At 38.4% G+C, this 14,230-nt stretch carries 12 protein-coding genes; 7 read left to right on the forward strand and 5 right to left on the reverse strand.

Annotated elements, in window-relative coordinates:
* Positions 1 to 102 precede the first annotated feature (102 nt).
* The 3 genes from E2I05_RS17490 to E2I05_RS17500 all read left to right on the forward strand — a co-directional run bounded on the left by E2I05_RS17490 (position 103) and on the right by E2I05_RS17500 (position 2,935).
* Complete coding sequence (locus E2I05_RS17490) at positions 103 to 567, forward strand: hypothetical protein (protein WP_121852474.1); 465 nt, start codon at positions 103 to 105, stop codon at positions 565 to 567.
* Positions 568 to 949: 382 nt separating this feature from the next.
* On the forward strand, positions 950 to 1,822 hold the full coding sequence (locus tag E2I05_RS17495; RefSeq protein WP_133309772.1) for a hypothetical protein: 873 nt from the start codon (positions 950 to 952) through the stop codon (positions 1,820 to 1,822).
* A gap of 789 nt (positions 1,823 to 2,611) precedes the next feature.
* Positions 2,612 to 2,935, forward strand: coding sequence for a hypothetical protein (locus E2I05_RS17500; RefSeq protein ID WP_121852472.1), 324 nt, complete (start codon positions 2,612 to 2,614; stop codon positions 2,933 to 2,935).
* Positions 2,936 to 3,063: 128 nt separating this feature from the next.
* On the opposite strand, the gene E2I05_RS17505 is transcribed toward E2I05_RS17500, so the two are convergent.
* Entirely contained in the window at positions 3,064 to 4,782 is a 1,719-nt protein-coding gene (locus tag E2I05_RS17505) for a peptidase inhibitor family I36 protein (protein WP_133309773.1), read from the reverse strand.
* Between the two features lie 360 nt (positions 4,783 to 5,142).
* Here E2I05_RS17505 and E2I05_RS17510 point away from each other — a divergent pair, with 360 nt between their 5' ends.
* Complete coding sequence (locus tag E2I05_RS17510; protein WP_121852470.1) at positions 5,143 to 6,375, forward strand: SGNH/GDSL hydrolase family protein; 1,233 nt, start codon at positions 5,143 to 5,145, stop codon at positions 6,373 to 6,375.
* Between the two features lie 53 nt (positions 6,376 to 6,428).
* Here the strand turns inward: E2I05_RS17510 and dapB are convergent, their stop codons facing one another.
* Complete coding sequence (gene dapB / locus E2I05_RS17515; RefSeq protein WP_121852469.1) at positions 6,429 to 7,241, reverse strand: 4-hydroxy-tetrahydrodipicolinate reductase; 813 nt, start codon at positions 7,239 to 7,241, stop codon at positions 6,429 to 6,431.
* A 205-nt stretch (positions 7,242 to 7,446) separates the two neighbouring features.
* On the opposite strand from dapB, the gene E2I05_RS17520 reads away from it, so the two are divergent.
* Positions 7,447 to 8,883, forward strand: a complete 1,437-nt coding sequence (locus tag E2I05_RS17520) for a hypothetical protein (RefSeq protein WP_133309774.1) — start codon at positions 7,447 to 7,449, stop codon at positions 8,881 to 8,883.
* A 41-nt stretch (positions 8,884 to 8,924) separates the two neighbouring features.
* Positions 8,925 to 9,326, forward strand: a complete 402-nt coding sequence (locus E2I05_RS17525; protein WP_145964479.1) for a hypothetical protein — start codon at positions 8,925 to 8,927, stop codon at positions 9,324 to 9,326.
* A 37-nt stretch (positions 9,327 to 9,363) separates the two neighbouring features.
* Here E2I05_RS17525 and bamJ read toward each other — a convergent pair whose 3' ends face one another.
* On the reverse strand, positions 9,364 to 9,984 hold the full coding sequence (gene bamJ / locus E2I05_RS17530; protein WP_121852467.1) for a BamJ family beta-barrel-assembly machinery protein: 621 nt from the start codon (positions 9,982 to 9,984) through the stop codon (positions 9,364 to 9,366).
* Positions 9,985 to 10,082: 98 nt separating this feature from the next.
* Between bamJ and E2I05_RS17535 the strand changes: the two genes are divergently transcribed.
* Positions 10,083 to 10,490 carry a thiol-disulfide oxidoreductase DCC family protein gene (locus tag E2I05_RS17535; RefSeq protein ID WP_121852466.1) on the forward strand — a complete coding sequence of 136 codons (408 nt, stop codon included), beginning with the start codon at positions 10,083 to 10,085 and terminating at the stop codon, positions 10,488 to 10,490.
* A gap of 396 nt (positions 10,491 to 10,886) precedes the next feature.
* Here E2I05_RS17535 and dnaJ read toward each other — a convergent pair whose 3' ends face one another.
* A complete protein-coding gene (gene dnaJ, locus E2I05_RS17540) occupies positions 10,887 to 12,023 on the reverse strand; it encodes a molecular chaperone DnaJ (protein WP_121852465.1) in 1,137 nt (378 codons plus the stop codon).
* Between the two features lie 88 nt (positions 12,024 to 12,111).
* Positions 12,112 to 14,031 carry a molecular chaperone DnaK gene (dnaK, locus tag E2I05_RS17545; RefSeq protein ID WP_121852464.1) on the reverse strand — a complete coding sequence of 640 codons (1,920 nt, stop codon included), beginning with the start codon at positions 14,029 to 14,031 and terminating at the stop codon, positions 12,112 to 12,114.
* Positions 14,032 to 14,230 lie beyond the last annotated feature (199 nt).

Genomic DNA, 14,230 nt, shown 5'->3' on the forward strand with positions numbered 1-14,230 from the left:
TTTGTTGGGTATAGATAAATAATCATTAATTTATAGGCAATCATTCTTTAATATTTAGTTGTTAAAATATGTATTAACTATCAACAAAAGGTTTGTATTTTTATGGCTATTCCCGTAAACCAATCAATGCGTTTAACACATAACTTTGAAAACCCAACAATGGATGAGGCACAAAAAAAAATTGATACCTTTAATAAATATAATAAAATACCTGATCTCCAAATTAGAGCGTATTCAACCAAGAATTGGTTAATGGTTAATCATGGTCTCCTGACTGATAAAGAATTAATCAATGCTTTTTTTAACATTGGCGCGGATTATAGCCAATTACAAAATGATAGTTTTCATTTCGGTGACTATAAATTGTCATTAGCTTTCAATGCAATTGCTACTGAATATTTCACTTATTCAGCAGAGGCATTAAATGCATCAACTCCAGATATGGAAAACACAAAAGAAACAAAAAAAGAGGAAAGTTATAGTAAAACAATCAGAAGTCATTTGGAGACACTAATGCAAGATAAGGAAACCATTACTAATGAATTGGCTAAGCCAAAATTAGAATAGCGGTTTAAACACTTTTTAGATAAACAGCTTGCCTTTCTAGACGAAATGCAACAAATGGATGTCTACCCCTCACACTTTCCATGGTACCTGCAACACTTTGTTTTTTAAAACTTATTTTCATTCATCAATAAGCCCACAATGAGCGCTGGTGAACCCCAAAATGCCTCATTATGTTTCAAGAGTTATACCAATTAAGTCATTAGACTTTTATATTTATTCATCTTGTTAAAACGAGCATCTCAATTCAGTGTTGTTATGCAAAATTTTTTAAGGGTATGAACATTGACTAAATTTAATGCCTCATAAAATAGATAAGATATAGATTTTTGCTAGTATTTACAGACCCTTATTTATTCACAATAATTAATTATCAATTAAGCATATGATGATAACCTCAGTTACAGTGACTCCTAATAGTGATTGGTCAAAAATAATCACAGACTATGAATCAGTAAATAATTCATTGAAAGTTATTGGCGAGGCGATGTTCACCATTGAAGATGCAGATCAATATCTCGCTGATATCAATGACCATGTTAAAGCAACTTACGCAGAAGCTATTTTAAATAAATATGAAATCGAAACATACATAAGCGCAGGTTTATTCGGTTCAATTTTATTCGCAACTATATTCAAAGCTAGAGAGAAGTGTTCAGGAGAGAATTTTGCGTTCAGTTTGATCATGACATCAGGGTCAGATGAAGAAATCCATAAACAAAGATCAGGAATAGCACAAGAAAAATCTTATTCAAAATTGCTTGGTCACCAGTTAGCCGTTCAAACCCATCAACATATTAGGATGGAAGAATTATATACTGATATACTGATACAAGAACTGGCTGCACATGCATTTACTAGAGATAAAGTTCAATTTGATGAAGAGTCTTTAAAATCCACCATTTACCAAATTTCTGAAATCTTAATGCAGATGGATGAATTAGGTATAAAAAACGGTGGAAATGCAACTGACTTATTGTATTTTCCTAAACAAGGTCGAATCAAAATATCAGCTCTCGAAAAAGTGACAAGGCTCATCCCTGGTGAAAAAAATAACCTAAGTGTTTTAAGAAAACTTTTACAATATGATTTAGAAATAGATCAATTAGATAGCTTTCAAAAACCAGATTGGATGTCTGAAGAGTTATTTGAGCTAGTTAAGAGTATTCTTTCAGATGAGCAATTAAGTGCAGAAAGTATTAAACATCATCCTCAATTAAGTGGTTTGCATGGAATCGGTGTTCAATTATTAATTTAACTTTAAATCTAAATAAATCGGTTGGGAGTGTTCATATACGCAGATAAAATTACTGATAGCAAGGCATGAATAGCAGCAAGTAGTGGTTACCGACATACAAAACTATCGTTACTTCGTTTCTACTTGCAAAATTTATAACACAGCTAACGGTGATTTTGGCAAGTATATGAATGTTCAGCACTCACCTGATGAGTGAATTCGGGTTGTTTAATTTTGTACTTAACTTCAATAGATTAAAGTTAAATTGTGCGTTCAACCGATTTATTTAGGTTAAAGCTTTAGTTTCAACTTTAATATTCTAATCCAACTTAGGAAAGTTGCGGAAGAAAGTATACCGATGAGTTCTTGTCACTCCAGCGCAGGCTGGAGTCTAGTGCCTTTGCTTTTTCCTATAAAAAGTCACTGGATACCAGCTTTCGCTGGTATGACAAAGATTGGTACTTTCTAAATCGCTAGATCCCTTAGCTTTTTCCCCTTATCTAACCTAAAAAGTTTTTATACATATCCGCTATATCACTGGCTATGTTTAGCGGCTCAATACATAATGACTTCGGCTCGATTACATCCGAAATTTTGAGACCACATTAAGTGGAAATATGAGCAATGATGGGGTGAATGCCGCTAACAGAGGCTATTTTATCCACTTATTTTTCTAAAAATTCAATTAACTTAGGGGCGTACTATACATTTTGTCCATTACAGCTTAGGGTTATAACTTTACACAAGATGAAATAAGCGTGATCATTCTAAAATAAATGAGTATTAACTATTATGGTGGTGACTAATCTAATGTCTATAGTCAAATCTCCCTCTGTTTCAGAACAGGCTAGCGGTTGCTCTAATCATACAAGCCACTCAACTAATGTCTCTCAAATTAATTTGAATCAAGTCGGCTACTATATTAAAAGAGAAAGCATTTTTTCCCATATTTGTAAGGTTTTATGCTGTTGCTTTTTTGTAAAAAATAATAGTGAACATGTTGATTGGAAAAGTGAATTATCCCAGTGCCAAGTTGATCCTAGTGCCCATACTTATCCTCATCATAATGACTTTGATACAGGAAGTGCTAGCAGCTATTTTGACCAGTTCCCTTACAAAAAAAATGAAACCTAGACAGATTTTGTCCAGATCTATGACATTTTCTGTATCGCGCGTTCTGTAATTTTTTCTGCTTATATGAACGCTCCCAACTGATTTATTTAGGATAATACCGTCACAAAATACTTACTTGATCAATTTAGCTACCGTTGGGCAATCTTGCCAAATTTCCCCAGCAACCATTGATTTCCACTTTTAAACCCCAAATTCACATGAATGATGTCGCCTTGCCCGAGCTTACTGCGCAGCATTTTCGCTTCTACTGGGCTCTGCGGCACATCAAAAGTTGAATTTGGGTATTCTTTCTGGCAAATAGTGCTTCCTTCCCAGATGTTCCCGCCTTGAGAAGACACCTTCCAACGGCCGTCAGATAAACGGCAGGCAAATGCTCTTTGCGCATTCCAATCTACTTTCATAAAACGATTACCACTACCCGTAAACGATGCAATTCGACCAGAAGAATACGCATCATGGCTGGTTTCTGGTCCAAATGCCCATAGCTGTTTATTTAAACGACCTTGCTCATTATCTAAGTCATATTCTTCTAACATGTCTAAACCAAGTGCATTAACTCCATTTTCAATGCCTATTCTGGCTTGCTCGGTTGTCACATGATCATTACAAAAGTAATTAATACATTCTTGTGATCGTAAAAATCGTTTCTTATCAAAATGGTTCGCATTAATATCAATGCTAGCCACGCCAATATTATTTTCAAAACGTTGTCCTATCATCACACTTGGGGAAAATTGACAACCAATACTGCCAGCACTTTTGTAGAAGAATATTCGCTTACCCGCTTTGCGTATTTTTTCGAAGCTCAATGTGTTTGGAACAGCCTGACAGCCATCAATTTGATAAACCATATCACCCAACCAACTGACGTCTTTTTCAAGTCCCAGATATCCTGATAAATCACCACCAAAGTCATCTTGTAAAAAGAAGAACACAACATCACTGTCATCGGCGCCTTTTAACCAACTTTCGACTTCACCAAGTATCCGGCGGAGTGAGGTAGTAAAAAAATGACAATCAACCGAATGGCAAACTTTGGTATAGCTCCCTGCTGAACGAACATCTAACTCAAAAAAGCGCACACCGAGTTGTAATTGCTCAATTATAGAACGTCTATGATTCGGTCCGGGTATTAATTGGCCTGAAAAGTAAGCCGTACTATTAAATGAGTTATGTGATGATAATACGTGTATTTGTGGTAATGGTAATTTAGAGGCAAGAATTTGGTTTAAATTGATCGCACTTTCAAGATTACTGCTGTACCTCGGTAGCACTTTAAATGAATCAATATTTTCAGAAATCCAACCACCAGGACGCTTGCCTATGTTAGAACTTGAGCGGGTTTGCTCAGACCATTGTCTGCCTTTATCTAAATAGGGATACTCGTAAAGTTCGGTCGTCACTTTTCCTGAAATTAACAAGGACTCGGCACTGTTTCTACCAATGGCAGTATTGTCTAAATCATTTTGCTCTTGATTCTCTTCTAGGCAATATGGCGTACCTCTAAATCCATTATTTTCAAACAAGCAAGCGAAATTATTAGACTTCCTTGTACCCACTTTAAAAGAGCTAATACTATCGTCGAGAGCGCCCATTTTATAAGTATTGGCCAGTATTTTAGTCTGTTTTCCTTTAAAGCTCCCATGTCCAAAAACAGTCACAAAAGCACGGCCATAAAGCTTAATTGAGGAAACCTGATCATTACGATGATCACCTATCCAACTGATATTCTCCACACCATAACACCATTCTTCTCCCTGATATTCTGGATGCTCATAGAGGCATATTTTATCTCTTTCGGTTATATTTTCGTTACTCTCTGCAAAACTAAATTGACTCAATAACATTATTAAACCTAACAGGCTTAGCTTATTCAGAATTCTCATTATTGACCCCAAACATTCTGTTATTTATTTTCATTCTGCTCACAAAAAACAATGCAGATCACATTAAATATTACTTTTTATCGACATGCGTCACACAAATAAACAAGTATTAAATTTAATTTACATTTATGAACATTAAGAACGCTGCGTGAAATACCATTTTTTTCAACACCATGAGACTCAAAAGTTAAGAATTAATGCTCTAATTTTGGATAAAAAGAGGAGTTGAAATACTAATAAGTTATTAAAGAAGTGTTAAAAATGCTGATAACGTGGTCGCCATAGAGTTATAAATAAACAAAAAACATAGGGGCATAAATTATGTCGATCTCACAACGTATCGCCACAGTAGTACTCAGTTTTACTTTTGTATTTACGTCTATATCAAGTATTGCATCCGAAACAAAAATCGACCGTCTCATTGTGCTTGGTGACAGTTTATCCGATGACGGCGGTGATAATTCAACATGGTATTTGCTTAAAACCTTAAATGGACAAACTGGAGCTAAGGGCATTGATCACATGCAACCATGGGTCAGGGCTTGGTTATCTGAACGAATTTGGGGATATCAGTGGTTTTGTGATTGGAAATATGTACCTTGTAAAACCGTTGAACGTGGCGTTTTAAGCGCTGCAGCAAACATACTTGAAATAAGTGGTGCTGTACCCGTAGCTCCTGCGATTCATTACGATAGAGGTCGCTGGAGTAATGGTCCAATGTGGCCTGAATACCTTGCACCTAAAATGGGTATTCCAACTTCCGACAACAGCCGTTACCTTAACGTATCTCACGCTGGCGGGTGGTCTTTGTGTGTAGGAGATAAAGCGTTAGGGATCCGTGATATCACTGGAGATTTAAAAACGGTGGCGATGAATATGATCAACGGCAGCCTTATCCCCCCCTGCCTTAAGCTTATTGCAAAAGGTTTTAACTATAAATATGGTGATTACCGAGCGAACGACATGGCGATTTTGTTTTTTGGGGGGAATGATTATCTAAACCTGTACCAAGATCCGGCTCGCGTTGTTCAAGCACAAGCTGAAGTCATCGAAGAGGCTATTGCCCACGGTGCAAAACATGTCGCTTGGTTGAACATGCCTGATATCGCACAAACACCTCGCTACTTAGCAGGCAACAAGAGCAATGATGCCTCAGAAACAACACGCCTGATCAATATCCATAATCTAAATTTGCTATTAAAGTTTATGGAATTAAAAGTGAGATATTCCCAAAAAGGGGTAAATATTGTTTATGTCGATGCCAATCGTATATTTAAAGACATTTTAACTAATTCAGTCGATTATGGGTTGAAATACCTAGATCGTCCTTGTTCAACAATCCCAGCTCCAGGGTTAGATGACTCTACCCTTGCCGAGAATAATCCAAGTATTGCTGCAATCAATGAGATGGCAGAGTCTAATGGCGAGATATGTGAAAACCAGCAAGAATATGCTTTTTGGGACAGTGTTCATCCAACAACAGCAACCCATGAGATCATTGCAAATAAAGCCTGTGAGATCTTGAAACAACAAGGATATTTCTGTCAGTTGTAAGGCTACTAGAAAGCAAGCTGTCATCACTAGCTTGCTTTCCCTTAAGCACCGGCTTACTTTAATCCCAGTACTTGTTGCATGTCGTACAAGCCTGCAGGTTGTTCAACTAACCAACTTGCCGCTCGCAGCGCACCGTTAGCATATGTCATTCGACTTGAGGATTTGTGAGTTATTTCTAATCGCTCACCAATATCAGCAAACAGTGCGGTGTGATCCCCAATAACATCACCAGCCCGAACGGTTGCAAAGCCAATGGTTTGGTGATCTCGTTCTCCAGTATTGCCTTCGCGCCCATAGACTGCGCATTCGTTTAAGTCACGCCCTAGTGTATCTGCGATAACTTCACCCATTTTCAATGCTGTACCGGAAGGTGCATCCTTTTTATGACGATGGTGAGTTTCAATAATTTCAATATCAGCGTAATGCCCCATCACTTCTGCAGCGGTTTCAAGTAACTTCCACATCAAGTTGACACCTATTGCCATATTAGGCGCGAGTACGATTTTTGTTGTTGCTGCCGCTTGCTGAATCAACACTTTCTGCTCATCGCTGAAACCCGTAGTGCCAATAACAATCGCTTTATTATTAGCTGCGCACCACCGAACATGATTTAAGCTTGACTCAGGAGACGTAAAATCGATTAACACATCAAAATCGTTCATCGCGGTATCAAGTGAGTCACTGATCATAACATGTAGAGTTCCGACACCCGCGAGTTCCCCCGCATCTGCACCGATTAACGTAGAGCCAGTTCTTTCGATTGCTGCGCCCAACTTAGTCACATTACTATGTTTAGTTGCCTCAACTAACACACGACCCATCCGCCCAGTTGTTCCCACAACGGCAACTCGCACTAACTCTTTCATGTATTTCCTTCCTAAAACGAAAGTGTTCTGACATTCAACTTATTTACTTTAGAGCCACATTAACGATTCTTATTTCATATGTATACTTTTATAACGTCTCGATGAAATGCTTACAACTTCTTATGGTTGATGAATAAAATTTAATTGGTACAAAAATAAATCAATGTAAAAATTATCATAATAAATCAAAGTTGGTTGTAATTTAATGATAAATATTGGATCTGGAGTAAGAATCTCTTCACAAGAGAACACTAGAGTTGAACATCTCATTTATGATATTCAGTCAGATCGAAAAGAAGAACGAACACAATTAACTTTATTGACCCAAACATTTTTTCTGTCTGCTCGCTATAACGTTCATATAAAAAGTGGATGTATAGATGTGTTATATCCTCACTTTGCGACCTCGTCTTGGGCTCGATTTTTCAAAAGCGGAGATAGATCTTCCCAACAGCGAGCCATTCAAAAGTACTTTATTAAGATTATCACTACAGCCGCTAAAGACCCTGTACCTAGATCACCACAAATTTGGCTAGAAAGAGTAAGAAAACCAGTCAGTGAAACCAACCCAAAGTTAACCCTTTTGCTCGATTTGGATAAAACACTTTTTCATAATGTACAAGAATTGGGGAGAATGAATGAACTGTTCGATTGGGACGGTACAGGTGAAGCTTTATATATAGATGTCAACGCCTTGCGACAAGTCGCTGAAGTACAAAACCTTGGCCATAACATTGTCGTTGTTACCCGTGGAAAATATAAATTCACGCTCATTTATCGTCTTTTTCTAGAGCATAATATCTTGTTAGCTCAAGATGACTACCACAACCGCAATAGAATAAATAAAGACGGTATTATTTCAAAACGTACTTACATAAATCGGTGTAACTGGAATCGTAAAGCTCTATTGATTGACGATTTAGCCGAAAACAAACCTATGAACACCCATTTTATACAGGCAAACAATACAGACTCCTTACCTTTGATACCAAGTTTTCTGCCCCCAATAACCAATCAACCACAAAGATTAAAAAAACTATACCCTGAAAATATTTTGACTTGGTTTACTCAAGCTTCCGCTACTATTTTACCGCAGCAGCCAAGATTAAAACTTATCATTACCACTCGTGATATCCTCTTCTTCAATGAAAAGCCAGAGAATATATACACTTTAAAATATCTCCATAAAGATGAACCCGAAAACCCCCTTTACATTAATACTAACTTGCTCAGAGAATTATCTTCCTTTCTCAGCCGAGGGTTTGAATTGGTACTTTTCAATAACTGTGAGTTTATCTCTCCTTGCCTGAGAACAGTATTCAAGCCATTTTTCATCCTTTATCGACATTATTTAATTGCTGGAGAAAATAAACCACTCAAAGAAGCTGAGTTTCAAGATTGGCTCGAAAAACAAGACAGTTCGACTGAAACACTGGCTATTCATAGTCAGCCAACGGTTGCAAATAAAAACGTATTATCATCTACCTACGAAGCACTTAAAGATAAACTGTCTTTTGGATCTTATTGGAAAATAGAACACACCCCCCCCCAACAGCAAAACCAAACACAGTCAGTGACTTTTCTCAAATCAAATGGTTTGGAGCAATCAAGCAAAATAAAAAGAAAGTTGGAGCCCAATTAACGTTAGCTATCGATATAAACAAGACATTGCTAGATGTAACATTGCAAGGGAAATTCTCACGTAAATTTAAATTTGTAGAGGACGATATACACAGTGATTTTTCAATATTCTATGATCCTGTAGCCTTAGAAACATTATTACAAGTTCAAGCTCTAGGTCATTCGATTACAATAATCACAACATTGACCTTGCCCTACAAATTGGCTCGTGTTTTCTTTGAAAAAATGGGATTGGCAATAGACAATGGGCAATACTACGATTCTCTCGTTGCTTTCGATTCAAGCCCAAGCGCTATATTTGAGCGTTTAGCCTCATACTCAAAAGCTGTATTCTTTTACTCTATACCTGTTGATAAGAAATCTGATCATTATTTTCACGTAGATGAAAACGCTGCATTTCCGAGTTTGGTACAAACGAATAAGCTACAAAAAAAACCAATATAAAAATATTGGCTTTTTCGCTTTTAGTAGTATTAACACATTATAAAATGGCTAATAACTCTACTTCAAAGATTAGAGTGCAATGTGGAGGAATTGAGCCGCCAGCACCTTGCTCACCGTAAGCAAGTTGTGAAGGTACAAACAATTTCAATTTAGTACCTGGTGTCATGAGTTGTAGCGCTTCTGTCCAACCAGCGATTACGCCTGATACAGGGAATTCAGCAGGTTGATCACGAGCAACTGAGCTGTCAAATACTTCGCCATTGATGAACGTACCGTGGTAGTGAGTACGAACTGTAGAATCTACAGTTGGCTTGTCGCCATCTTCGCCTTGCGTCAATACTTCATACTGTAATCCTGATTCAGTAACGGTTACTTCATCACGTTTAGCATTTTCAGCTAAGAAGTTAACGCCTTCAGCTTGAGCCGCTTCAGCTTGCTCTTCTTGTGCTTTTTGCATACGTTGGTTGATAACGTTAAACGCTTCTTCCAAGTCTTTGTTTGAAACAGCACTTGCTTCACGGTTGAAGGCAGCTGCTAAACCAGCTTGAACAGCTGAAATGTCTAAACCATCGAATGGTTGAGAAGCTAACTGCTGACCCATTTGTAAACCAATGCCATAGCTGGCGCGTTGTTCAATTGTGCTGAATGTATCAGACATAATATTTCGTACTCGTCACTAATTAATGAAAATTAAGCGGACAAGTCTACCATAGTTGATAGATAATTGCTCCACACACAAAAGGAATCTGGACAAAAATGGATCTAAATCATCACTCTCAAATTAAGCTTTACTTTGATGGCGATTGTCCGATTTGCAACAATATTGTACTCAAACGCCAGTTAACTGAAAAAGGCATTCAATTAACCTTGGTAAACGCCAGAACACTTTCAACTATCGAGTTGAACACTTTTTATCAACTCGGCTTTGACTTAAACGCTGGAATGTTGATTGAATTTGATCGTCAATATTATTATGGCCATGCTGCGCTTCAACTTCTATTTAGCTTATCAGCCTCTTCAAATCTAATGGTAAGATGGTTTGAACTTTCTTATTTAACACTTAACCAAGTACGGTTTTATAAGCTTCTAGTAAAAATAAGATTATTCATTTTAAGGTTGCAAGGTAAAACTGAGATAAAACACAATACCAATTACAGTAATTAATCTCTCACTCAGCAAGAGATAAAGGTTTTCAGTACAAGGCGCATGTTCGAAGTACTATATTCCCTACGGCCGCCATACAAAACTGGCGTTCAACGCACTTAGTGCTTTTGTCGGGATAATTCAAGAACGTGCAACGCAGTAATGGAAACCTTTAGCCTTGCCCTTCGGGAGCTTGTATGCGCAAAAATTACTTCACAAAATTATCTCAACGTAGACTAACTATGTTTTCATCAATTTCGTTTGTACTTTGTTCTCATACATAGCTCTGAGTTGAGCATTTAATTACTGTAATTGGTATAAGACAAGTGATGACAAAAAAATACCCTGAACTAGTCGAGATATTTAGCCTGAGATCAACGTAAGCAAACCTCAGGTTATTTAAATAAATGAACGCGCTTAGCTATTCAAATCTTGGAAGAATTTTTTCACTCCATCAAAAAAACCTTCAGCTTTAGGGCTGTGTTTCTTCTTGGCTTTTTCATCACCACCTAAAGTTTCTTCAAACTCACGCAGTAATTCTTTTTGTTTTTCACTCAGGTTAACCGGAGTTTCCATCACGACCTTACAAAGTAAATCACCAACACCGTGACTGCGCACTGACTTAACACCTTTACCACGTAAGCGGAACATGCGTCCAGTTTGTGTTTCAGATGGAATTTTTAAGTTTACTTTACCATCTAAAGTTGGGACTTCAATTTCGCCACCTAAAGAGGCTTTACTGAATGATATCGGAACTTCACAGAATAAGTCATTGCCATCACGAACAAAGATGTTGTGATCACGGACGTTAACCTGAACGTATAAATCACCAGGAGGTGCGCCAAACTCACCAGCTTCACCTTCTCCAGAAAGTCGAACACGATCTCCCGTATCCACACCTGCCGGAATTTTAACGGACAATGTTTTGGTTTTTTCAAATCGACCTTCACCATGACATTTCTTACATGGATCTTTAATGATTTTTCCGCGACCATGACACGTAGGACAGGCTTGCTGTACAGCAAAGAAGCCTTGGCGCATTTGCACTTGACCAGCACCATGACATGTACCACAAGATGATGCAGATGTACCTTTTTTAGCACCACTACCATCACAGCTATCACAACTGGCTAAAGCTGGCACTCGTAACTCTTTGGTTAAACCTTTAACTGCTTCTTCAAGAGAAAGATCTAAGTTATAACGTAAGTCAGAACCTCGCGCCGCTTGACGTTGACCGCCGCCACGACGGCCGCCACCAAAAATGTCACCAAACACATCACCAAAAATATCGCCAAAATCAGCTCCACCTTGACCACCACCACGATTAGGATCAACTCCTGCGTGACCATATTGATCATAAGCCGCTTTTTTATTGGCGTCGGTCAGGATTTCATAAGCTTCTTTCAGTTCTTTAAACTTAGTTTCGGCTTCTTTATCCCCAGGGTTACGATCAGGATGATACTTCATCGCTAATCGCTTGTAGGCCTTTTTGATCTCTTTCTCGCTGGCGTTACGGCTGACACCAAGTACTTCGTAAAAATCTCGCTTTGACATAATCTCTGCTTACTTTAATTAGATAAACGGGCGCACTGGTTACCCAGAACGCCCGTTTGACATTTAGTAAATGGAAGTAACTAACAAATTATTTCTTGTCGTCTTTTACTTCTTCAAACTCGGCGTCAACAACATCATCAGCCGCGGCATCTTTCGCTTGTTCAGGTTGTGCTTCACCACCTTGAGCAGCTTGAGCGTTTGCTTGAGCAATTTCCATTAGCTTAGCAGAGGCTTCCATCAAAGCTTGAGTTGACTTTTCAATGGCTTCTTTATTGTTGCCTTTGTTTGCTTCTTCAACATCTTTCATTGCAGCTTCAATTTTTTCTTTCTCATCGACTGGTAATGCTTCACCCGCTTCTTCGATTTGCTTCTTCGTCGCATGAACCATGCCATCAGCTTGGTTACGTGCTTGTACTAGCTCTTCAAATTTTGCATCCTCTTCGGCATGAGCTTCAGCATCATTCACCATTTGCTCAACTTCTTCATCACTTAGACCAGAAGAGGCTTTAATGGTGATATTTTGTGCTTTGCCTGTTTTCTTATCGGTTGCTGATACATGCAAGATACCATCAGCATCGATATCGAAAGCAACTTCAACTTGTGGCATTCCACGTGGCGCTGGCTCAATACCTTCTAGATTAAATTGACCTAGAGACTTGTTACCACTCGCTTGCTTACGCTCACCTTGAAGTACGTGAATGGTTACTGCGCTTTGATTGTCTTCTGCAGTTGAGAACACTTGCTGAGCCTTAGTTGGAATCGTCGTGTTTTTCTCAATCAACTTAGTCATTACGCTGCCCATTGTCTCAATACCTAGAGATAATGGTGTAACATCTAGTAGTAGTACATCTTTTACATCACCAGCTAAAACACCCGCTTGAATCGCAGCACCTGTAGCAACGGCTTCATCTGGGTTAACGTCCTTACGTGGCTCTTTACCGAAGAAGCCAGAGACAGCTTCTTGTACTTTCGGCATACGAGTTTGACCACCAACTAGAATCACTTCGTTGATGTCTGAAACTGACAAATCAGCATCAGCCAGTGCAACTTTAAGTGGCTCTAGAGAACGTTGTACTAAGTCTTCAACTAAAGACTCTAACTTAGCACGTGTCATTTTAACGACTAAATGCTTAGGACCTGTTGCATCTGCAGTGATGTATGGCAGGTTAACTTCAGTTTGCGTTGTGCTTGAAAGTTCAATTTTTGCTTTTTCCGCCGCTTCTTTAAGGCGCTGCATCGCAAGAGGATCATTACGTAAATCCAAACCTTGGTCTTTTTTGAACTCATCCGCTAGGTAATTAATTACACGGTTATCGAAATCTTCACCACCTAAGTGTGTGTCACCGTTGGTTGCCAATACTTCAAATGTTTGGTCACCGTCGTGGTTATCAATTTCAATGATAGAAATATCAAATGTACCACCACCTAAATCGTAAACTGCAACAACATTGTCACCTTCTTTTTTATCAATACCGTAGGCAAGCGCTGCTGCTGTTGGTTCGTTGATAATGCGCTTAACTTCAAGACCTGCGATACGGCCAGCATCTTTTGTTGCTTGACGTTGTGAATCGTTAAAATATGCAGGAACGGTGATAACGGCTTCTGTTACGTCTTCACCTAAAAAGTCTTCAGCCGTCTTTTTCATCTTTTTCAAGATTTCAGCCGAAACTTGTGGTGGCGCCATTTTGTTGCCACGGGATTCAACCCACGCATCACCATTGTCAGCACCAATGATGCTAAATGGCATGATGTCTACATCACGTTGAACTTCGTCATCCTTAAAACGACGACCAATTAAACGCTTAATTGCGAAGAAAGTATTGGTTGGATTAGTAACTGCTTGGCGTTTTGCAGGTGAACCAACTAACGTTTCTTCTTCGGTATAGGCAATAATCGAAGGAGTGGTACGATCGCCTTCAGCATTTTCTAAAACTCGCGCTTTGTCACCATCAAGAACAGCCACACAAGAGTTTGTCGTGCCTAAATCGATACCAATAATTTTACCCATGGGGTTCTCCAAAAAATGTCTGCAATATTCTGTCTATGTTGTAGATATGAGGATTAACTAGGACTTTTCAAGCCTTCACCGCGATTATTTTTTACGATGATTTCACCAAGTTAATACAAGTCATATCGTCTTACCCACATATATTGGGACAACCCATACAAATACAAGGGGCAATAATATTTTTTTTAAAAAATCTCTA

The sequence above is a fragment of the Parashewanella spongiae genome, assembly GCF_004358345.1.
GTDB lineage: Bacteria > Pseudomonadota > Gammaproteobacteria > Enterobacterales > Shewanellaceae > Parashewanella > Parashewanella spongiae.